The sequence below is a fragment of the Enterobacter sp. DTU_2021_1002640_1_SI_PRY_ASU_LCPMC_013 genome (assembly GCF_032389435.1).
Classification (GTDB): domain Bacteria; phylum Pseudomonadota; class Gammaproteobacteria; order Enterobacterales; family Enterobacteriaceae; genus Enterobacter; species Enterobacter hormaechei_C.
Window position 1 is genome coordinate 2069373 of sequence record NZ_CP135594.1, and the last position, 21949, is coordinate 2091321.

Annotated in this window: 19 protein-coding genes; 12 read left to right on the top strand and 7 right to left on the bottom strand. The window is 55.0% G+C overall.

The window, feature by feature from the left end; all coding sequences use genetic code 11:
• Nucleotides 1–96 precede the first annotated feature (96 nt).
• Nucleotides 97–2130: a peptidyl-dipeptidase Dcp gene (gene dcp / locus RS584_RS09915; protein ID WP_315749557.1), complete on the top strand. Its 2034-nt coding sequence runs from the start codon at nucleotides 97–99 to the stop codon at nucleotides 2128–2130.
• Between the two features lie 260 nt (nucleotides 2131–2390).
• Here dcp and RS584_RS09920 read toward each other — a convergent pair whose 3' ends face one another.
• On the bottom strand, nucleotides 2391–3449 hold the full coding sequence (locus RS584_RS09920) for a YncE family protein (RefSeq protein ID WP_017384534.1): 1059 nt from the start codon (nucleotides 3447–3449) through the stop codon (nucleotides 2391–2393).
• A 164-nt stretch (nucleotides 3450–3613) separates the two neighbouring features.
• Between RS584_RS09920 and fhuE the strand changes: the two genes are divergently transcribed.
• The gene (fhuE, locus tag RS584_RS09925) at nucleotides 3614–5782 is read left to right on the top strand and encodes a ferric-rhodotorulic acid/ferric-coprogen receptor FhuE (RefSeq protein ID WP_315749952.1); all 2169 of its coding nucleotides are present in this window, start codon (nucleotides 3614–3616) and stop codon (nucleotides 5780–5782) included.
• A 5-nt stretch (nucleotides 5783–5787) separates the two neighbouring features.
• Here the strand turns inward: fhuE and RS584_RS09930 are convergent, their stop codons facing one another.
• Complete coding sequence (locus tag RS584_RS09930; RefSeq protein ID WP_033486756.1) at nucleotides 5788–6033, bottom strand: hypothetical protein; 246 nt, start codon at nucleotides 6031–6033, stop codon at nucleotides 5788–5790.
• Between the two features lie 327 nt (nucleotides 6034–6360).
• Here RS584_RS09930 and RS584_RS09935 point away from each other — a divergent pair, with 327 nt between their 5' ends.
• Both RS584_RS09935 and RS584_RS09940 read left to right on the top strand, forming a co-directional pair.
• Nucleotides 6361–7275 (top strand): extracellular solute-binding protein, encoded by a 915-nt coding sequence (locus RS584_RS09935; protein ID WP_045348166.1) that lies wholly within the window; start codon nucleotides 6361–6363, stop codon nucleotides 7273–7275.
• Between the two features lie 14 nt (nucleotides 7276–7289).
• The gene (locus RS584_RS09940; RefSeq protein WP_315749559.1) at nucleotides 7290–8036 is read left to right on the top strand and encodes a molybdate ABC transporter permease subunit; all 747 of its coding nucleotides are present in this window, start codon (nucleotides 7290–7292) and stop codon (nucleotides 8034–8036) included.
• 320 nt (nucleotides 8037–8356) lie between these two features.
• Here the strand turns inward: RS584_RS09940 and RS584_RS09945 are convergent, their stop codons facing one another.
• Nucleotides 8357–8596 carry a DinI family protein gene (locus tag RS584_RS09945; RefSeq protein WP_003857390.1) on the bottom strand — a complete coding sequence of 80 codons (240 nt, stop codon included), beginning with the start codon at nucleotides 8594–8596 and terminating at the stop codon, nucleotides 8357–8359.
• A gap of 87 nt (nucleotides 8597–8683) precedes the next feature.
• The gene (locus tag RS584_RS09950; protein ID WP_254309797.1) at nucleotides 8684–9946 is read right to left on the bottom strand and encodes an amino acid permease; all 1263 of its coding nucleotides are present in this window, start codon (nucleotides 9944–9946) and stop codon (nucleotides 8684–8686) included.
• Nucleotides 9947–10578: 632 nt separating this feature from the next.
• Between RS584_RS09950 and RS584_RS09955 the strand changes: the two genes are divergently transcribed.
• Both RS584_RS09955 and RS584_RS09960 read left to right on the top strand, forming a co-directional pair.
• A complete protein-coding gene (locus RS584_RS09955; RefSeq protein ID WP_032104048.1) occupies nucleotides 10579–10944 on the top strand; it encodes a hypothetical protein in 366 nt (121 codons plus the stop codon).
• Nucleotides 10945–10954: 10 nt separating this feature from the next.
• The gene (locus RS584_RS09960) at nucleotides 10955–13051 is read left to right on the top strand and encodes a pyrroloquinoline quinone-dependent dehydrogenase (protein ID WP_315749561.1); all 2097 of its coding nucleotides are present in this window, start codon (nucleotides 10955–10957) and stop codon (nucleotides 13049–13051) included.
• A 73-nt stretch (nucleotides 13052–13124) separates the two neighbouring features.
• On the opposite strand, the gene RS584_RS09965 is transcribed toward RS584_RS09960, so the two are convergent.
• Nucleotides 13125–13715: a DUF4142 domain-containing protein gene (locus tag RS584_RS09965; protein ID WP_017694065.1), complete on the bottom strand. Its 591-nt coding sequence runs from the start codon at nucleotides 13713–13715 to the stop codon at nucleotides 13125–13127.
• A gap of 227 nt (nucleotides 13716–13942) precedes the next feature.
• Between RS584_RS09965 and RS584_RS09970 the strand changes: the two genes are divergently transcribed.
• Nucleotides 13943–14221, top strand: coding sequence for a DUF1471 domain-containing protein (locus RS584_RS09970; protein WP_315749564.1), 279 nt, complete (start codon nucleotides 13943–13945; stop codon nucleotides 14219–14221).
• A gap of 292 nt (nucleotides 14222–14513) precedes the next feature.
• Nucleotides 14514–14687, top strand: coding sequence for a GnsA/GnsB family addiction module toxin (locus RS584_RS09975; protein ID WP_006808842.1), 174 nt, complete (start codon nucleotides 14514–14516; stop codon nucleotides 14685–14687).
• Between the two features lie 178 nt (nucleotides 14688–14865).
• On the opposite strand, the gene RS584_RS09980 is transcribed toward RS584_RS09975, so the two are convergent.
• Nucleotides 14866–15855: a 2-hydroxyacid dehydrogenase gene (locus tag RS584_RS09980; RefSeq protein ID WP_017384525.1), complete on the bottom strand. Its 990-nt coding sequence runs from the start codon at nucleotides 15853–15855 to the stop codon at nucleotides 14866–14868.
• Between the two features lie 210 nt (nucleotides 15856–16065).
• Here RS584_RS09980 and RS584_RS09985 point away from each other — a divergent pair, with 210 nt between their 5' ends.
• The 3 genes from RS584_RS09985 to RS584_RS09995 are packed head-to-tail and all read left to right on the top strand — an operon-like array spanning nucleotide 16066 to nucleotide 19218.
• Nucleotides 16066–18705 (top strand): YdbH family protein, encoded by a 2640-nt coding sequence (locus RS584_RS09985; protein WP_315749566.1) that lies wholly within the window; start codon nucleotides 16066–16068, stop codon nucleotides 18703–18705.
• Complete coding sequence (locus RS584_RS09990) at nucleotides 18702–18893, top strand: YnbE family lipoprotein (RefSeq protein ID WP_003857369.1); 192 nt, start codon at nucleotides 18702–18704, stop codon at nucleotides 18891–18893. The genes RS584_RS09985 and RS584_RS09990 overlap by 4 nt, the downstream gene beginning before the upstream one ends.
• 7 nt (nucleotides 18894–18900) lie before the next feature.
• Complete coding sequence (locus tag RS584_RS09995; RefSeq protein ID WP_006808832.1) at nucleotides 18901–19218, top strand: YdbL family protein; 318 nt, start codon at nucleotides 18901–18903, stop codon at nucleotides 19216–19218.
• Here RS584_RS09995 and feaR read toward each other — a convergent pair whose 3' ends face one another.
• A complete protein-coding gene (feaR, locus tag RS584_RS10000) occupies nucleotides 19219–20127 on the bottom strand; it encodes a transcriptional regulator FeaR (RefSeq protein WP_315749568.1) in 909 nt (302 codons plus the stop codon).
• Between the two features lie 241 nt (nucleotides 20128–20368).
• Here feaR and RS584_RS10005 point away from each other — a divergent pair, with 241 nt between their 5' ends.
• Nucleotides 20369–21868: an aldehyde dehydrogenase family protein gene (locus RS584_RS10005; RefSeq protein ID WP_315749570.1), complete on the top strand. Its 1500-nt coding sequence runs from the start codon at nucleotides 20369–20371 to the stop codon at nucleotides 21866–21868.
• Nucleotides 21869–21949: the final 81 nt, after the last annotated feature.

A 21949-nucleotide genomic window follows, 5' to 3' on the forward strand; every position in this document is an offset into this window, starting at 1 on the left:
TCCGGCACGTCGTTAAGGCAACATTTGTATGACGCCATTGCAGGCCGGCGCAGGCTGGCCTACTCTGGGGAGAAATACCGTGCTCAGGAGTAAACGATGTCGGTCAACAATCCTTTTTTTGAAATTAGCCTGTTGCCTTATCAGGCGCCACGTTTTGATGCGATTAACGACAGCCATTATCGCCCGGCGTTTGATGAAGCAATGCGCCTGAAGCGTGCAGACATTGACGCGATTATCGCGCAGCGCGCCGCGCCGGACTTCGACAATACCGTGCTGGCGCTGGAAAAGAGCGGGGCCATGCTGTCGCGCGTGAGCAGCGTGTTCTTCGCCATGACGTCCGCACACACCAACGATGATCTTCAGGCACTGGACGAGCAGTTCTCCACCGAACTGGCCGGGCTGGCGAACGATATCTGGCTGAACGATGCGCTTTTCGCCCGCGTGGAAGCCGTCTGGCAGGATCGCGAGGCGCTGGATGCCGAATCCCGACGACTGACGGAGGAGATGTATCAGCACTTTGTTCTTGCGGGCGCGCGTCTGAACGCCGATGAAAAAGCCGAGCTGAAAGCCCTGAATACCGAAGCCGCCACCCTGACCAGCCAGTTCAACCAGCGCCTGCTGGCGGCGAACAAGGCGGGAGGGCTGGTGGTGGACGATGTTCACCAGCTTGACGGGCTCAGTGCGGAGGAGGTGGCTGCCGCGGCTCACGCTGCCGCAGAAAAAGGGCTGACGGATCGCTGGCTGATCCCGCTTTTGAATACCACGCAACAGCCCGCGCTGGCGGCGCTGTCGTTGCGTGAGACCCGTAAAAAGTTGTTCAGCGCGGGCTGGGAACGCACTCAGAAAGGCGACGAAAACGATACGCGCGAGCTGATCCGCCGGCTTACCGCGTTGCGGGCAAGACAGGCGCAGCTGCTCGGCTTTGACAACTATGCGAGCTGGAGCATTGCCGATCAGATGGCGAAAACGCCTGAAGCCGCGCTCGAATTCATGCGCGGGATAGTTCCTGCGGCACGCGGCAGGGCCGCGCTGGAGCAGGCGGATATTCAGAAGGTCATCGACGACGAGCAGGGTGGTTTTACGGTACAGGCCTGGGACTGGGCGTTTTATGCCGAACGCGTGCGCTCAGCGAAATACGCGCTGGATGAGTCGCAGATCAAACCCTATTTCGCGCTCAATACCGTGCTGGAAGATGGCGTATTCTGGACCGCCACGCAGCTGTTCGGTATCCGCTTTGTCGAGCGTTTTGATATTCCGGTTTACCACCCGGATGTTCGCGTGTGGGAGATTTTCGACCACACGGGTGAAGGCATGGCGCTGTTCTACGGCGACTTTTTCGCGCGTGATTCCAAAGCGGGCGGCGCGTGGATGGGGAATTTTGTTGAGCAGTCTTATGAGTTTGCCGCGCGTCCGGTGATTTATAACGTCTGCAACTATCAAAAACCGGCGAACGGGCAGACCGCGCTAATCTCCTGGGATGATGTGATTACCCTGTTCCACGAGTTTGGCCATACCCTGCATGGCCTGTTTGCCAGCCAGCGCTATGCCACGCTTTCAGGCACCAACACGCCACGTGATTTCGTTGAATTTCCTTCGCAAATCAATGAACACTGGGCCAGCCATCCCCAGGTGTTTGCGCACTTTGCTCGTCACTATCAAACAGGCGAACCGATGCCGGATGCGCTGCGGGAAAAAATGCTCAATGCGACCCAGTTTAATAAGGGTTATGACATGACGGAGCTATTGAGCGCCGCGCTGCTGGATATGAACTGGCACGGCATTCAGGAGCCCATTGAAGACGTGGAAGCCTTTGAAGCCGCCGCGTTGAAAAAAGAGGGGTTGGATCTTCCAGCCGTACCGCCGCGCTATCGCAGCAGCTATTTCGCCCACATCTTCGGCGGCGGCTACGCGGCAGGGTATTACGCCTATCTCTGGACGCAGATGCTGGCGGACGATGGATATCAGTGGTTTGTCGAGCAGGGCGGTTTGACGCGCGTGAACGGACAGAAATTCCGCGAGGCGATTTTGTCCCGCGGCAACAGCACTGATTTAGCTGAACTTTACCGGAACTGGCGCGGGCACGATCCGAAGATCGAACCGATGCTGGAGAATCGCGGATTGAGTGCGTAAGGCTTTTTAGTGTGGGAACAGAACCGGGCGCGAGGCCCGGTTTTTTCTTTCCCAAAATGAATCCTTAATTCTGCGAAATTTGCAGGAGGATAGGGGCCAGCTTCACGTAGCTACACCTTTACTTTTACCCAGTAAGGATCCCCGCGACTTTAGAACATCTGGCGCTTTAACCCGACTTTATCCGTTGGCCGGACTAAAGATACTGCTTCAGCGTTCACGTTTATAAGTCAGCCATCCCTCACAGGATGGCTGTATATTGTTTAATTTAATGAAATACGAACCACACTATCCGGGCCTTTCGTCGTGTTGTCGTCATTGAAGTCCTGCTTCACGGTTACGTATAACGTTTTACCGTCCGGTGTTACCAGAAGACTGTTGGGATGGCTGGTGAACGTCCAGCTGTTTTTCACAGCATAGCTCCCGGCGTCAAGCTGCAACACCTTCCTGGATTCGCGCTGAGTGATGAAAATTTCGTTGCGCTCAGCGTTAAACTTAATTCCCAGCGCATCGCCTTTAAGACGCTTGATAACTTTCCCGCTGCGCTCATCAAATACCAGTGTGGTTTTGGCTTTTGAATCATCAGTCACGAACAGGCGCCCGGTGGCCGGATCTTCTGCCATATTCAGGAACAAATACGCTTTTTTATCTCCCGGCGTCCAGCGCTGTTCGATTTTATACGTCTCCGGGTTAATCACCAGAATTTCACCGCCGCCATTGGCGGCATAAAGGCGGTCTGTCAGCGGCGAATAAATAATCCCCGTCACCCATTTCCCGGCATTTTCGATTCGGGCTTTTAGCGTCATGGTGTTGGCATCAACCACGGAGATAAACCCAGGGTCGGCAACGCCGCCGATAAACAGTTGTCCCTTGTGGAAGAGGATTTCACGCGCACCAACCGGGTCGCCATCCTTGTCTTTGCCTTCAAACATCAGGCGCTGTAGCACCTTGCCGCTTTGCACGTCCACTTTCGATACCCCGCCATCAAGGGTGTTGGTGGTGTAGTAGACCTTGCCATTATCGTCCGCTGCCATGCCGAAGTTTTTCAGGTCGGTGTGGGTTTCACCTTGCGTGGCAAGCGTTGTGGGATCCAGTTTATAGAGCACCCCGCCGTTGACGTTTTTGAAACTCTGCGCGCTCGCAACGTACAACGCGTTTGCCGTTGGGGAGTAAACCATCTCATACAGACCGTCAGCGAGTTCGCGCTGCTTGAGCTCAGCCGAATCCGGGAGGGCTGCTGACGCCGTTGCGCTCAGGGTTAACGCCGCGGTAAGAATGCTTAAGCCCCATGTCTTTCCTTTTAGCCAATGGAATGTGTTCATTTTTTGTTCCTGTCATGCGCGAGCCGCGCTGATTTTGATAAATATACATTTATTTACATTTAACTTACAAAATTACCTGTGCATAATAAAGCAAATAATTATCATTTCCATTCTTATTTGGATGAATGATTTGCACATAACGACAACAACAGACAGGTAACATGATGATTTTTGAAGGCAGGGCTAATCGCGCGAAAGCGCCCGCAGGGTTAATTCCTGCTCCTTTATCACTTTCACTGCTTGCGCTGGCAATGTCCGCCGTCATGCACCCGGCACAGGCGGATGAAAATACGCAAGAACAAGAGATGGTTGTCTACGGTGACGGGAACGGGAGCGCCGACTCGCAGCAGGATTATGCGGTAAAAACCACGCGTTCAGGCACCAAAATGCTGCTGACCCCGCGCGATATCCCCCAGTCAGTCAGCGTCGTGACGCGCCAGCGTATGCAGGATCAAGACCTGCAAACCATTGACCAGGTACTTACCAATGCCACCGGCGTTTCGTCGCAGCAGGTTGATAGCGAGCGTTCCAGCTACTTTTCCCGCGGATTTGAAATCACCAATTTCGCCTACGACGAGATCCCCACATCAATGGGCGACGCGTGGAACTTTGGCGATGCGCAGGAAGATACTGCCATTTATGATCGTATAGAGATTGTGCGTGGCGCAAACGGCCTGATGACCGGCGCTGGCGATCCGGGAGCAACGGTGAACATGGTGCGTAAACGTGCCGACAGTAAAACCTTCAGGGGCAACGTCAGCGCAAGTTACGGAAGCTGGAACAAACAGCGTTATGTGGGCGACATCTCCGCGCCCCTCAATTCCGACGGCAGCCTGCGTGGGCGCGTCGTGGCAGGTTATCAGGATCAGGACAGCTGGCTTGACAGATATGGCAAGCGCAAGAAATTTCTCTATGGCGTCATTGAAGGCGATGTAACGGAACACACGACGGCCTCGCTGGGCTGGGACTATCAGCAAACAAACACAGCCAACCCGACCTGGGGCGGATTACCCAGCCTGTACAGTAACGGCAGCCGTACCCATTACGATCGCAACGTCAATACCTCGGCAGACTGGACGGGATACTCCGTTGAGTCGCGTAAAGTTTTTGCTAACCTCACCCACAACTGGGATAACGGCTGGTCGGTGCGTTTCAATGGAACCCACGGCGAGCAAACGTTCAATGATACCCTGCTTTATGTGATGGGCAATCCGGACGCCACCACCGGAGAAGGCGCATCAGGCTGGGGTAGTAAGGATCGCGGCAAGCGCACTCTGGACGCCTTTGATGCCTACGCCAGCGGGCCTTTTGAACTTCTCGGGCGTCAACATCAGCTGATGGTCGGAGCCAACTATAGCCGACAGCACAATGCTACCTTCAGCAAAGACGGGCCAATGGACAGTGCTCAGATTGGCATCTTCAACAACAGCTGGGACGGCAGCGTGGCCGAGCCGGAGTGGGGCGACTGGTATCAAAATGCGGATGATATCGTGCGGCAAAAATCGGCGTATACGGCGGCACGCCTGTCGCTGGCGGATCCGTTGTCGCTAATCGTTGGCGCACGTTATACCCAGTACAGCTCAGATGGCAGCAGCGGCGATATGCGTAAATACAACACCACCCCTTACGGCGGGCTGGTGTATGACATCAACGACAGCCTTTCCGCTTACGCCAGCTATACCTCAATTTTTGCCCCGCAAACCAAACGCACGAAAGAGGGTGCATGGCTCTCTCCCGTCACCGGTAAAAATTATGAAACCGGCCTGAAGGCAGACTGGATGGACGGTCGACTGACCACCAACGTTGCCGTATTCCGCATAGAACAGGAGAACGCGGGGGAGGAAATCAGCGGGGTATTCGTTAATGGATCCAGCGAACAAGCTTATCGCGCAACCAAAGGCGCAGTGAGCAAAGGGGCGGAATTTGAGGTGAACGGTGCCGTTACCGACAATCTACAGCTTACCTTCAGCGCGACCCGCTATGTTGCCCGTGATTCAGATGGCCGCTTCAACAGCTTTGCGCCGCAGACGCAGCTTAAGCTGTTCAGCCGTTACCGCGTCCCGGCGCTTCCGGATCTGACCGTAGGCGGCGGCGTGAACTGGCAGAATCAGGTGTACAAAGATGTCACCGGTCCGGACGGCGAGACGCAGCGCCTCTATCAGGGCAGCTATCCGCTCGTCGACTTGTTCGCGCAGTATCAGCTGACGAAACAGCTGGCGGTGCAGGTAAACGTTCGTAACCTGTTCGACCGCGAATACTACTCATACCTTGATGACTCTGCCGTCTATGGCGAACCGCGTAGCGTCTCGGTAAGCATGAGTTACACATTCTGATCTAATCAGCTTATCGCTATCCTGGCCATCACCTGTTCCGAAATGCGCTTCGGCCCCACCAGCGGCAACGACACGGCGATGGCCGCCATGCCATTGCCATCCTGGTAACGAATAATATGCCGGTTTGAACGGGTGACGAGCCAGGTGCCGGAAACATTGGTCCAGTTAAAGAAGACGTATGTTGGATAGACGCAAAAGCGTAAATATTCAATGAACAGGACGCCCTCAGACTCGAGGGTAATCCTGAGCAATACACAACTCCTCAAGTTATTTAATCACTATGTATCTATCTATATAGCGAGTTGGGCTACAACTGTGCAAAAGACATTGATGACAATGAGTTCAAGATTCTTCTACGCAAAGCCACGAGGAGTTTACGCAGCATGTTTCATGAATAATTGCCCACATTTGGATGACAACATCTGACTAAGTCGACCATGCACCACCCAGACCGATTTCCTTTAATTCAACCTTGCATCAACGGCGCGCTTGAGGAGGTTGTCATTGCGGTGATTTTTCTGGAAAATTCGATATATAAAAGAATACATAACGAGAGGGTGTTTATGGCCAGGAAACGAATGCAGGTTGCGCTGGTGGCGGTTGCGCTGCTGCAAATGCCATCCATGGCGCTGGCAAAGGATATCAGGGTGACTTATGCCGGTTCCATGGGCAAAGTAATGGACCAGGGGTTAGGTCCGGCTTTTTCCAGAGCAAATAACGACGGCTATCAGGGGCAGGGCCAGGGTGCATACGGGATGGCACGCCTGCTTGCAAGCCACAAAATTGAGGCCGATGTGTTTGTCTCCATCACCCCGGGGCCGATGCAAATTCTCAAAGACGCCGGGCTGATAGATGAGGCGGTCCCTGTCGCCAGTACCAGCATGGTGGTCGCTTACAGTCCTGAGGGTAAATATGCAGCGCAGTTTGAACAGGCCAACAGAAAGAAAGACGGCTCGTGGCTGACTCTGCTGACGCAGAAAGATGTCTTATTTGGCCGCACCGATCCTTATGTCGACCCAAAAGGCCAGAATATTGTGTTTAGCCTGATGCTGGCGGAAAAGTATTACAACAAGCCGGGCATCACCGATAAAATTTTAGGCTCGCTGCAAAACCCACAGCAGACTCATCAGGAAGGAGGGCTGCTGGCGCGTCTGGAAAGCGGTCAGGTGGATGCAGCAGCGGGATACGAGAGTGAAGTTCGCTCAGCGCATTTGCCGTATGTCGCGCTGCCGGATGAAATAAACCTCAGCAACCCGGCGATGACGAAACAGTGGTATGACACCGTCAGTTTTACCATTAAAGACAGCAAAGGCCAGGATCAAATTCTGCACACTCAACCAATGGTGTTCTATGCGGCGGTGCTGAAAAACGCGCCGAATGGTGTAGAACAGGGACAAAAGTTCGTATCGTTCATGCAAAGCGCCGAGGGGCAGAAATTGTTCAAAGCGTTTGGCTACGCCGAACCTAAAGGAGACAGCTTATACGCCCGCTAAGAAAACCGGTCTGGGTGGCGGGGTGGTTATCTCTGCCCGCTATCCTGCTGTTAAGTATCCCCTTTATCACGCTGATTAGCGTCACGCCCTGGCATCATCTGAAGCTGGCCTGGCGCGACGACAGCGCCATTGCCGTCTCAATGGGACTGGGTGTACTGGCGCTCGGAATTATCATTCTTATCGGCATGCCAGTGGCATGGTGGCTGTCACAAGCCACGGGTCGAAAACGATTGATCGGTGAACTGCTGGTGATGATCCCTCTGCTGACGCCACCGCTGGCAATGGGGATTTTGCTGGTTTCGGCTTTCGGGCCTTATGGCGTGATTGGCCGCTGGCTTTCACTGTTGGGAGCTACGCTGGTAAATAATCCGGCGGCGTTTGTGCTGGCTCAGGTTTACGGCGCTTTGCCTTATTTTATCGTGGTGTCACGTTCGGCGTTTGCCACTGTTCCCAAAAATATTCTTGAAGCGGGACAAACGTTGGGAGCTTCTCCCTGGAACCGCTTTCGTTTTCTTACATTACCCCTGGCATTGCCTGGGCTGGCTTCTGCCGTAACACTCGCCTGGGTTCGCGCGGTAGGCGAGTTCGGGATCGTGATGATCTTTGCTTATTTCCCGCAGGGTATACCGGTAAAGCTGTATACCAATCTGCAAAATGACGGGGTGGACACAGTATATACTTTGCTATGGATGCTGCTGGTAGTGACGCTTCCCCTGCCAATGGTCTGCTTTACTCTTGGCAAACGAATGGACAGGAAATGAACATCCCTTAGATCGTCCGTTCCTCGTTCATAGCGGATGAGCTTGCTCACGTTTCCATTTCAGCGGGCTACCTCGAATAACCCCAAACCGGATTCTTCATAAAAGGCCACACACAGAAACCTCCAGTCAGTCAGGCTGAATGTACAGGGCAGGAAGAAAATGTGGCGCGCGCTGGATATGTCTTACAATCGGATCGGTGGGATTATGCTGGGGGAACCATAGAGGCGTAAATCGGTACGTCGCGATAGCGGAAGAAATTACGCAAAGTTAACGTTGTATGCTCTTTGTCTCCCGAAGCCAGAACCGGGCTTTGCGCCCGGTTACTCTTGTATTAACCACATGTCCGACTCTTCGAACATCTCCTCAAGCATGCGGTTGAGCTTTTCACGGTCGCTTTTGCTGGCGTCGCTGTTCAGGCCGTTCGCCTGCATTGGCTTAACCGTCACGCTGGCATCAGGAAAAATCCGGTGCACGCGTTTTGTCAGTTCAGCCAGAATGATTTCCCTGGCTCCCTCCAGCCCCTGTACGTTTCGCTTGTCATAAACCAGTTCCACAAACATGATTGTTTACCTTATGGATATTACGCATGTGATTCAGCCTGAACGTAAAATACTACTGTATATGGGTACAGTCAAACGACGTTCAGACTAAAGCATTGTCCAGAGCAATGCAGACAGCGTTGCCAGCCCCCCCAATACGACCAAAAACACCGTCACGCCGCGAAGCTCTGCCAGCGAGGGGCGGGTGTATATGAGGTACGCCGGGATAAGGAACAGGATCACCGCGATCAGTGGTCCGCAGAACATTTCAATCAGGCTGAGCACATCCGGATTGGCATAAACAATGCCATAGGTCAGCAGGAACAGCGCCAGAGAGGCCAGCCGCTTGCTGGCGTTGGCCTTTTTGCCGGATACGCTGGCAGCCAGCTGACCAAACGTTTGTGCGACCGACAGACCTACGCCGAGGAAGGATTTCGTCATACCGATGATAGCGATGAGCGGGGCAATGTGGTAAATCAGGCTGAAATCACCGTTTCCCTTCATCACCGACAGCACATTCAGGTTTTCCGCCTTCGCTCGCACAAAGTTGTCATGGGGGATCCCCAGCACGCAGCTCAGCACGAAAAAGAGGATACTGGCGAAGATAGCTAAGTAGGCGATACGGATCACGAACAGTGCCTTTTTCTCACCCTCCGCTTTCCTCTCCCGGTAGTAAGAGCTCAGCGGGGAGACCATAGGCGCACAGCAAAACGAGAAGGTAATAAGCGGCAGCGTCAGCCAGATATTTTTCAGCGTTACCGGCAGCGGCGTGGCGTTCATTTCAGCGGCCGTATCGGTCAGGTTAGACAGATGCCATCCCGGGATAAGTGATACGGCGATCAGCAGTACAGATGCCGCGAACGGCAGCGCCAGTGCGCTCATAATGGCCACGACCCTGTCCCGACCCTTGCTCAGTACCACATACAGTGCAGCAACCACGATAAACGACAATGGCCCACGGCTGAGGGCGGTAATATGCAGATGCTCCACCAGTAAATTATCCAACGCATTAATCAGCGCCACCCCGTAAACCAGGGTTACCGGGAAGAAGGTCACACAATAGAACAGGGTGATCAGCTTTTCACCCCGTCCGCTGAAGAAGGAGCCGAAGATTGGCAACGTGCCGTTTTCAGTCTTCTCTTCTCGCATATACACACGACAAAGGAGTAAATGGGGGATCAGGGATAACGGCAGCCCCAGCAGGAGCATAACCAGAAAAATAACCGGACCACGGGTGCCGATTTCCACGGGAAGGAACAGTGTTCCCGCTCCGACGGCTGTACCATAAAGGCCCAGCGTCCAGATATTATCCTGCCAGTGCCAGTTAGAGCGTGTTGTAATATTAGCTGAGAGAGTTGTGGCTTTATTCATCATATTTTACCGTGTTGTTAGAGGGGCGACGACTTATTTAGTTTTTATCTGTCTGTAGTCGTCGCTGCGCCATTACGTCACGGGTGGGAGGGGTTTGATGTTGCATACCGAAAACCTTATGTGTATGCCTGCAATAACTCTCGTTATTCTTTGACGATGCTTTAACAGGCGGTTAATTAAGAAAGGGATTTGTTAAATTAACGAACAAATAACGACTGACTTTCCCTGCCTGCACGTCTGTTAATTAAAGAATAAACACCCTGTTTTATTAAGTACCATAAGGCGCCATCATATTGAAGGGGGGCTTATTTAATTATTTTATTGGGCGTGAAATTATCCCGTTATGCCTGAAATTAAAAAACAGAATGTAGACAATCGTGTAACCCGCTCGTAGCTTTCGAACCGTCTTGTAACATAACGCTCTCTTTATGGTGGCGAAGGGGTTCAGGATGTCGTATGCCTGCTATTAAACGCCCCATAAGAAAATCCTCTTCTATACTCAGTTACGTTTAGTGAAATATGCCGCCGCTCCACACGTCGCGTTCTCTTAATAGCGGCGGGCAGCAGGGGTATATATTCACGAAAACGCCTTAATAATGGTCAATTTTGCATTTTAGAGGGGGTTTCCTGGTATGTTGCATTCTCAATCCTCGCGGGTCGGCAGCATTTTGCTGCTGCTGACCGCGATAATAGCCTTCGCGGTAGCGCTATACGCCTGGTGGACGCCGCTTACCGGCGTCACTGGCACCATTGGCGCACTGGGCGTGGTCATTGCCAGCGTAGTGCTGGCGATCCTGACCTTTATGTTACGTGCGGCATCGCGTCGCGGGGCGCGCGTTTTTCTGATTATTGTCACCCTGGTGGTGTTGGCGGGTATTGCTTTCGCCGCCGCGCTGCTGCACCAGTACATCATAACGGCAGCCATGGTGGTCGGCCTGATTGGTCTGATTATGCTGAGCAGCCATTCCGCTCGTTACAACCATCCCGTCAGAAGCTGAGGAGCCGCCCGTGCACAACGATAAGCATTATCCCTTCATAAAAGTCAGCATGACGGCGCTGGCGCTGCTGGTCGCTCCGCTCGCGCTACAGGCGCAGGATAAGGCCGCTGAAGCCTCGCAGGGGACCCAGGAATCACTGAACATTGATGCGGCCGATCAGCAGGCGCCCGGAACCACAAAAACCACCGACGATGCCTCAACCGGCAACGGTGATGGAAAGAAAGTCGCCTCGGCCAGCCAGCCAGCGACGCCGCTGGTGCCCGGCACCGCCACCTGGGACAGCTTCCACGGCCAGCTTAACGCGCAGAAATACAGTCCCCTGACCCAAATTACGGCGGATAACGTCGGGAAATTAACGAAAGTCTGGGAGTTCCATACCGGCGACGTCTCGGACGGTAAAGGCGATACGCCAGCTACCGTCTGGTCCGCAACGCCCATTTTCGCCAACGATACGCTCTACATCGGCACGCCATTCGATCGCCTGATTGCGCTGGATCCGGGGACGGGTAAAGAGAAGTGGCACTATGACACCAAATCGTCGCGCAAGGCGCTGACCCAGCCGGTGCTGAAAAATCGCGGCGTTTCCTACTGGCAGGCCAAAAATCCGGTGACAGGTGAGGCTTGCCAGAAGATGGTCTATATGGGCACCGTTGACGGCAAGCTTTTTGCGCTGGACGCCGATTCAGGCAAACCGTGCAGCGGCTTTGCGAACAACGGCGTGCTGGATCTGAACCAGTGGAACACCGTTAATGCGAAGTATCCGCTCTCTGTCCTGCAACCGCCAACCGTTGTCGGCAACCATCTGCTGATCGGCTGGGCCGGGAAGGACTGGGCCTACGCCGAAGCCCCTCCGGGCACCGTATTTTCAGTCAACGCCCAGACCGGTAAGCTTGAATGGACCTTTGAGGCGATCCCGGCAGAGATCCGCAAGCGTACCGGTACCGCCAACGTCTGGACGCACATGTCCGCCGACGAGGCTAACGGGCTGGTCTATCTCCCGGTCTCATCGCCGTCTCCCAACTATTGGGGCGGCAACCGCGTAGACGCTATTCCGCTTGGCACCTCGACCACCGCGCTGGACATCAACACCGGTAAAGTGGTCTGGTCCCGTCAATGGGTACACCACGACGTCTGGGATTACGATATCAACTCCGCCCCGACGCTGATGGACATCACCGTAGACGGCAAGCAGATCCCGGCGCTGATTCAGGCCACCAAGCAGGGTTTCCTGTTTGTGGTTAACCGCCTGACGGGGGAGGACGTATGGCCAATCGAAGAACGTCCGGTTCCGCAGGGTGATGGGTCGGTCCAGGGCGAAGTTCTCTCGCCCACGCAGCCATTCCCGACCAAACCCGCGCCGCTGCTCGACCAGTCGAAAAAACCGGAAATCTGGAAGCTGGCGGATATCGTCGGTGGCGGCCAGTGCTCCCGCCTGTGGGATAACCTGACCTATGAAGGAATGTATACCCCGCCGACCACCAAAGGCGAAGGCACGCTCACCTATCCCGATAGCGCCGGCGGCGTCCAGTGGGGCGGGGTAGCGTTCGATCCGCAAAAACAGATCGCCATCGTCAACACCTCGCATATCGTCCAGTACGTGAAGCTGTACAGCCGTGAGGATTACGATAACGCAGACAAAGACTCCGGCAACGAAAGCGGCTTTGCCCCACAGGAAGGCGCCCCGTACGGTATGCGTCTGCTGGTGGCGAGCAACTGGCTTGGCATGCCGTGCTGGCAACCGCCGTTTGGTGAAATCGTGGCGCTGGACATGCACACGGGCGATGTGAAATGGCGTCGTCCGGTTGGCGCCTCCCAGCAGTATGGCTTCTTCATGCCGGAAAGCTGGGGGTCGCCTACCATTGGTGGTCCGGCAGTGACGGCGGGCGGCGTGATCTTCATCGGTGCTTCAATGGATGCCAAAGTGCGTGCCTACTCGGTAGAGAGCGGTGAAGAGCTGTGGTCCGATCAGGCCGAAGCTCCGGCGGTAGCGAACCCGTCCGTCTATGAATATAAAGGTCGCCAGTATGTGGCCTTCGTGGCAGGCGGGAATACGATCCTGAAGGATCAGGTGGGCGATCAGGTGGTGGTCTACGCCTTGCCGGAATAATTCATCAGGAAGGGGAAATAAAGTGGGGCCTGCGGGCCCCACTTTATTTTGCAGTAGTCGTTTTACCGACGCGTTATTTATCGGCTGATGCGCCTGCACGCGTTGACATCTGCTCGGCGGACTTCAGATGCTGCTCAACGACCGGAGTGTGCTCGTTGGCCAGAGCCTTCACATCCGGATCGTCGATTTTACTGGCGTCGCTCTTAAGCTTCGACAGCACCTTCTCGTGGTCCTTCACGCCAGCATATTCCATATACATCTTGTCAAAAGCGTCACCGCGCTGGTTTTCCAGCCTTGAGTTCAGGGCTTTATGCGCGGCGTCTGGTTCGGTCGGCAGCTCCACGCCCTTTTTCTGGGCAACGGTCTTGACTTTGGTCAGCGCGGCGCCGTGATCGTCGACCATTTTCTGGGCGAATGTTTTCACTTCACTGGTTTGGGCCTTGTCCAGGGCGAGCCTGGCGGCGGCAACTTCGTTGATATTGGCCTGCGCCATGTCCTTCAATGCTTTCTCGTCGCCGGAGCTGAGTCTGGCGTCCGGTTGAGCCTGGCCCGCAGTTTGAGTTTGCGCGGCGCTGGTTGTCTGGGCTTGTACGCCAACGGTGCTGAACATTGCTGCAACTGCTGATACGGCTAGCAGCCTTTTCAGGGTTTTACTCGTGTGCATATTGTTCTCCTGATGGTCATGGTACAGGTAAGTTTCAATTGCTTCAGGCGCAACCGGCAGATAAATGACGACTGCACAGGTCAGTATAGTAGATGAACCTGCTGCACCCGCTGTTCAGGTCAGTGATGGCTGGTCGTGATGCTCAATCCTTCTACAATATTGATACGCATCATTTACATATTTGCTGCTAATGTTAAATATATAGATTCATCAACAGGAGGAATGATATGAAAAAAGCACTATTAGGGAGTGTATTGGCTTTAACAGTAGCAAGCTTCGGCGCATCTGCGGCAGATATGATTTCCAAGGATGAAGCGCACCACTTCAAGCTTGAATACCTTGGTAATGTATCTGTAGGGGCTTCAGGTGGACAAATTTCTTCACCTTCAGATCTTCATCAAAAACTCTCAAAACTGGCAGACGAGAAGGGCGGGAAATACTACGTCATCATCGCTGCCCGCGAGCATGTCCCTAACTTCCAGGCCGTCGCAGAAGTCTTTAAATAATTTTCTCGGATAACACAAAAACCCGCTTATGGCGGGTTTTTGCTTACAGACAGCCAAAAAAATGCCCCTGATGCGGGGCGAGTGTGAGTCAAAACTTTTCTTATGTTTATCTGTTTTGTGCTCTAAGGCTTTGGGACAATAACACCCTGTTCAAATAATGCAATCTAAATGCGACGGCAGCATACGTTACACAGATAGTCTACTCTTTACATACAGTTATGGTGAAAGGCAGTTAATCGTTAGCTGTCGCCTGCTGGAGAATGGAAACAGTAAACGGTTGCAAGAGGTAAACATGAACGTTGACGCACTGACGCAAAAGGCAGAAGAAGAAATTTCAGCGCTTATAACCAAAAAAATTTCAGAGTTACGTAAAAAAACAGGGCAGGAAGTGTCTGAAATTGAGTTTATCGCTCGTGAAGCCATGACAGGCCTCGAGGGATATGAGGTAAAAATCAAACTTATTTAATCAAAATTATTACCTGTTTCGGGACACTGGATAAAGCAGAGCGGCAAACGTCAGCTAAGACTATCCTGCGCGTGGCAGGATTGAAGCCAAAAAGCCCGGTGACGCTGCGCTTACCGGGCCTACAATTAACGCAATCCACAGGCCGGGCAGGGCGTAGCCGCCACCCGGCTTACCAGGCTTACACTATCGCGTTCGGGCACGCTTCGCCCTTTTCGAGTTGACGCAAATTCCCCAGCGTGGTTTCCGAAATGCTGATCAGCGCTTCGGCGGTCAGGAACGCCTGGTGTCCTGTGAACAACACGTTGTGACAGGCAGACAGGCGACGGAACACGTCGTCCTGGATCACGTCATTAGATTTATCCTCAAAGAACAGATCGCGTTCGTTCTCGTACACATCCATACCCAACGCGCCGATTTTTTGCGTTTTCAACGCTTCGATAGCCGCCTGAGAGTCGATCAGCCCGCCGCGGCTGGTATTGATGATCATCACGCCGTCTTTCATCTGGTCGAACGCCGACTGGTTAAGCAGATGATAGTTCTCCGGGGTCAGCGGACAGTGCAGGGAGATAACGTCAGACTGCGAGAAGAGCGTTTTCAAATCGACATACTCCACGCCCAGCTCCAGCGCAGCGGCGCTTGGGTACGGATCAAACGCCAGCAGGCGCATGCCAAATCCTTTCAGGATGCGAAGGGCGGCCACGCCAATTTTGCCGGTACCGATCACGCCTGCGGTTTTACCGTACATGGTAAAGCCGGTCAGCCCTTCCAGAGAGAAGTTAGCATCACGGGTTCGCTGATAGGCACGGTGAATACGACGGTTGAGCGACATCATCATCCCGACCGCATGTTCTGCCACGGCTTCCGGAGAATAGGCCGGGACGCGAACGACCTTCAGACCCAGCTCTTTGGCGGCATCGAGATCGACGTTGTTAAAGCCCGCGCAGCGCAGGGCAATGTATTTCACGCCCTGTTTTTTTAACTCTTCCAGCACCGGTCGGCTACCGTCGTCGTTAACGAAGATACACACGCCTTCGCAGCCGTGGGCGGTTTTAGCCGTCTTTTCAGTTAGCAGAAAGTCGAAAAATTCAAGATCGAAACCGTACGTCTCGTTAACATGTTGCAGATACTTTTTGTCGTACTGCTTTGTGCTATATACCGCGAGTTTCATAAGACTTTCTCCAGTGATTTTGGAACCACGTTAGCATGTTTAAAATTATCTTACAATTTTTCAAAATTCATTGAAATCAATAAGTTCTATGAATTATTGTAGAGCATCTACTCTTAAAAATGGCATTACCTTCAACTGACTGGCTAAACATGCGACAATGAGCGGCAAGAACGGCTTATTTTTTTCGCAAAATCAGGATATTAACTGCCCATGAAGGGTAAATACAAAGCCGCAATCGCGCTATTACTGCTGCTATTTCTTGTGCCGCTGACGCTGCTGATGACGCTCGCCCAGTGGGTACCCACGCTCGCCGGGATCTGGCTCCCCGTTGGAACGCGCATCGCGTTTGAAAAAAGCCCACGGCTCACGCGTCACGCCCTGATCATCCCCGATCTCCGCTATCTGGTAGAAGAGTGTGAAATTGCCCGCGTGGAAAACGTGACTCTGTCACACCCCAGCCGCTGGGATCTGGATATTGGCGCACTTGAACTTAACTCTGTCTGCCTGAGCAAATTACCGCAATCGGCGCCATCTACGGTGGCGCCGAAAACGCTGGCGCAGTGGCAGGCCATCCTGCCCAACACCTGGCTGACCATCCATCGCTTTACCCTTTCTCCCTGGCAGCAGTGGGAGGGTGAACTGCAAGCTTCTCTGACGCCAGCCCGCCAGGACATCACCTATAACGGCGAGCAGGTGAGCATTAAGGGGCAGTTGCGCGGCCAGACCCTTTCCATCAGCCAGTTCGATGTGCAACTGCCGGATCAGCCGCAGCCCGTGAAGCTGGTTGGTGAATTTACCCTGCCGCTGGTGCCGGACGGCGTGCCGGTGAAAGGGCATACGGTCGCGACCTTTAACGTGCCACAGTTATCCTCGCTGGTCGATGCCGATCTGGACTGGGAGGACAATCAGGGCCAGCTGGTGGTCATGACGCGGGACAACCCCGATCCGCTGCTCGATTTACCGTGGCAGATCACCGCTCAGCAGTTGACCATCAGCGACGGACGCTGGAACTGGTTAGCCTCCGGCGTGCCAATGAGCGGACGCGTCGGGCTGAAAGTGGATAACTGGCAGCAGGGGCTGGAGAAAGCCACCTTCACGGGGCGGCTCAACGTGCTGACCCAGGGGGATGCGGGGAAGGGCAACGCGGTGCTGAATATCGGTCCCGGCTCGCTCAGTATGGATAACAGCGCTATGCCACTGCACCTGAGCGGGGAAGCCAAGCAAAACGATCTGATCCTGTATGCCAGGCTCCCGGCGATGCTGACCGGCAGCCTTTACGATCCGCAGCTTACGTTTGAACCCGGCGCTTTATTGCGCTCGCGCGGGCGCATCATCGACTCGCTGGATATCGATGAGATCCGCTGGCCGCTGGCGGGCGTGAAGCTCACGCAGAAGGGCGTGGACGGCCGCCTGCAAGCCATTCTGCGGGCTCATGAAAACGAAATGGGCGATTTTGAGCTGCATCTGGACGGCCAGGCTAACGACTTTTTACCGGACAACGGTTTGTGGCAGTGGCGCTACTGGGGTAAAGGGAATTTCACGCCAATGAACGCGCGCTGGGATGTCCGGGGAACCGGGGAGTGGCGCGACAACGTTATCGAACTGACCGATCTTTCCACGGGGTTCGACAAATTGCAGTACGGTACGATGCTGGTCAGCAAGCCGCGCCTGGTGCTGGATCACCCGGTGCGCTGGTCGCGGGACCCGGATAACCCCACCTTTAGCGGCGCGCTCGCGCTTAACGCCGGGCAAACAAGCTTTTCAGGCGGAAGCGTGCTGCCGCCGTCCGTTTTGACCTTCAGCGTTGACGGGACAGACCCGACGGTGTTCCAGTTTAAAGGGAACCTGCATGCGGACGACATCGGCCCGGTCCAGGTGAATGGACGCTGGGACGGCGAACGCCTTCGCGGTCAGGCCTGGTGGCCAAAACAGTCTCTTACGGTGTTTCAGCCGCTGATCCCGCCAGACTGGAAAATGACCCTGCGCGGCGGCGAAATGTACGCGCAGGTGGCTTTCTCCGCGGCCCCCGATCAGGGGTTTGAGGCCGGGGGGCACGGGGTGCTGAAAGCGGGCAGCGCGTGGATGCCGGATAACGAGATCAACGGCGTGGATTTTGTTCTTCCGTTCCGCTTAAGCCAGGGTACCTGGTCGCTGGGCACGCGCGGGCCGGTAACGTTACGAATCGACGAGGTGAAAAACCTGGTCACAGCCCGAAATATCACCGCGGATCTCCAGGGCGATTATCCCTGGACCGAAGCGAACCCGCTCCTGCTCACCAACGTGAAGGTGGAAGCGCTCGGCGGGAAAATCACCATGCAGCAGTTGAGAATGCCGCAGCACGATCCGGCTTTACTGCGCGTGGATAATATATCCTCCAGCGAACTGATAAGCGCGGTGAATCCGAAGCAGTTTGCCATGTCCGGCCCGGTGAGCGGCGCGCTGCCGTTCTGGCTGAACAATGAAAAATGGATCATTAAAGATGGCTGGCTGACCAACCCGGGGCCGATGACGCTGCGCATCGACCAGGACACGGCGGATGCCATTGTGAAAGACAACATGGTTGCAGGGGCGGCGATCAACTGGCTCCGCTATATGGAAATTTCGCAGTCGTGGACAAAACTCAATGTAGATAATCTGGGTGTGTTAACCATGCAGGCGGCCATTAAAGGCACCAGCCGCGTCGAGGGCAAAAGCAGTTTCGTAAACCTGAATTACACCCATGAAGAGAACATTTTTACCCTCTGGCGCAGCCTGCGCTTTGGGGACAATCTGCAAACATGGTTTGAGCAACATGCGGCGATACCCCTTCTCCGCGGTTCGACAGGCAAGGAAAGTGAGGAACAACAATGAAAAAGAGGGCTGGTGTACTCACCGTGGCCGTCGTCGCGCTGCTGTCAGGCTGCACGCCGCGCATTGAAGTGGCGGCGCCCAAAGAGCCGATCACCATCAACATGAACGTGAAAATCGAGCATGAAATCCATATCAAGGTGGATAAAGACGTTGAAGCCCTGCTGAAATCCCGCAGCGATCTGTTCTGAGGATGTCATGAAACGATTAGCTCTGATGTTACTGGCGCTGGGGATGAACGTTCACGCCGCCACGCTTACGCTCAACGATGCGCGTGCCCAGGGGCGCGTAGGGGAAACCCTGAGCGGCTATCTTGCGCCCGTTCAGCACGACGCTGAAACCCTGGCGCTGGTGAACCGTATCAACGCCGCACGCACGGAAAGTTACCAGCAGCTGGCTGACAGTAATAATTTACCCGTCGACGAGGTGGCGAAAATGGCGGGACAAAAGCTGGTGGCCCGCGCGCAGCCGGGTGAGTACGTGAAGGGAATTAACGGCAAGTGGCTGAAAAAATAGCTAGCGATAACGCCTGCGGTATTCGCCCGGCGAAACCCCGAAACGCTGCTTAAAGGCGGTGGAAAAATGGCTATGGTCGGTGAAACCCCAGCTGTAGCCAATCCCCGCCAGCTTTTCGTCATCCCTGATGGAACGCAGCGCCTGAGCGCATAAATCGAGGCGACGGTTCTTAATATACTGCGCTACCACCAGCCCTTTCCCGGCAAACATGCGGTACAAGCTACGCACGGACATGCCGCTCTCTGAAGCTATCCACTCCGGTCTTAACGCCTCCGACTGAATATGATCATCAATCAGGGACAGAACGTGGCGGAACTGACGCTCCTTGCGCGGCAGCACCTCGTCACGCTGCTGGAAGGCCGGACGCAGCAGACACACCATCGCCTCAAGCGCCGCTTCGCTTTCACTGGCGCTGAGATCGGCATTGCCCATGCTCTCCTGTAGCAGTCGGTAGCTCAGCTGTACGGTAGGCAGACTGCGGGAGAGGGGCAGCGCGCATCTCACTTCCTGAAAACGCGCGTGTTGCTCAATGATTTGTCGCGGGAGCAGGAGCGAAATCTGGCGGGAACGCTCCTGCCAGTAAATGGAGCACGGGCGGGAGGCGTCAATCAGCGTGATATCCCCGGCTTTCAGCATCGCGCGCTGGTCGTCCTGTTCGATTCCGGCGCTGCCTTCCAGCTGAAACACGGTGTAGAACCAGGCGTCGTTGCCGTTTTTGATCTCCTGACGGGTGCGAAACAGGTTAACGCCTGCGGCGGTCACCGTGCTCAGCTTCAGACTTTGGGTGTAGCTGGTTTCCAGCTCGCCGAGAAACGCCCCCTCTAACGGACGTGCCGCAAAGCGCCCACAAACCTGGTTAATTTGCGCCAGCCACTGCTGAAAATTGTCCTGTTCGCTTGCACACGCCATTGATGTTCTCGCTGCACCGTCACTGTTTTCGCATTGTTGCATTTATGTTGCATTTTGTCAGGGCCACGAGGCTGACTATAGGAAAGAACACTCAACGGTTACAGCGATATAAGCGGGAATTATCACGATTTGCGGACCCTGTCACAGCTGGCAAAGCGAATGTCACACAGACAAAAGCAGGAATGCGAATCCCCTCTTAGACTGCATACACACCCTGCGAAGCATAACGAAGGAGTATCCTATGTCCGAATCACACGTCGCCATCCTGCCAGGCGTGCAGCAGTTTTTAGATCGCCAGCACGGCCTGTGGATTGAAGGGCGTCAGGCGGCATCCGATAGCGAAAAGCGTCTGAACGTCTACAACCCGGCGACCGGAGAGGTTATTGCCTCTACCGCCGATGCCAGCGTCGATGATGTCGATCGTGCGGTGATGTCTGGCTGGCGCGCCTTTGTCGCCCGAAGCTGGGCCGGACGGCTGCCGGCAGAGCGGGAACGTATCCTGCTGCGGTTTGCGGATCTGGTGGAACAGCATGGCGAAGAGCTGGCACAGCTCGAAACCCTGGAGCAGGGGAAATCTATTAACATTTCCCGCGCCTTCGAGGTGGGATGCACCCTGAACTGGATGCGCTACACGGCAGGGCTGACCACCAAAATTGCCGGTAAAACCCTCGATCTCTCGATTCCACTGCCGCAGGGCGCGCGTTATCAGGCGTGGACGCGTAAAGAGCCGGTGGGAGTCGTGGCGGGGATTGTGCCGTGGAACTTCCCGCTGATGATTGGCATGTGGAAAGTGATGCCCGCGCTGGCGGCAGGTTGCTCCATCGTGATCAAACCCTCGGAAACCACGCCGCTCACCCTGTTACGGGTGGCGGAACTGGCGAGCGAGGCGGGGATCCCGGAGGGTGTGTTCAACGTGGTGACCGGCAGTGGCGCCGTCTGTGGCGCGGCGCTGACCTCGCACCCGCGCATTGCCAAAGTGAGCTTTACCGGTTCGACGGCGACGGGCAAGCAGATTGCCCGCGCGGCGGCGGACACGCTAACGGGCGTGACGCTGGAGCTGGGCGGCAAAAACCCGGCCATCGTGCTGAAAGATGCCGATCCGGCGTGGGTGATTGAAGGGCTGATGACCGGCAGCTTCCTGAACCAGGGGCAGGTCTGCGCGGCCAGCTCGCGCATTTATATTGAGGCTCCGCTGTTCGACACGCTGGTCAGCGGGTTTGAACAGGCCGTGAAATCCCTCAGCGTCGGGCCGGGCATGTCGCCGGAGGCGTTTATCAACCCGCTGGTGTCGCGCGCCCACTGCGATAAGGTTCAGGCGTTCCTGGATGAGGCGAAGGCGCACAATGCGGAGCTGATCGCCGGGAACCGGGGGCCAGACGGCAAAGGCTATTACGTTTCGCCAACGCTGGTGGTCAACCCGGATAATCATCTGCGGCTGACGCGTGAAGAGGTCTTCGGGCCGGTGGTGAACCTGGTTCGTGTGGACGACGGGGAAGAGGCGCTTCAGCTGGCGAACGACACCGAATATGGCTTAACGGCCAGCGTCTGGACGCAGAACATCAGTAAAGCGCTGGCGTATACCGACAGGTTACAGGCCGGAACCGTGTGGGTGAACAGCCACACGCTGATAGACGCCAACCTGCCGTTCGGCGGCATGAAGCAGTCCGGCACCGGGCGCGATTTCGGCCCCGACTGGCTGGACGGCTGGTGTGAAACCAAGTCGGTATGTGTGCGGTATTAAAAAAAACGCCGGGTGGCGGCTACGCCTTACCCGGCCTACGGGATCGAGGAAAAGGTGGGTTTTGTAGGCCGGGTAAGCGCA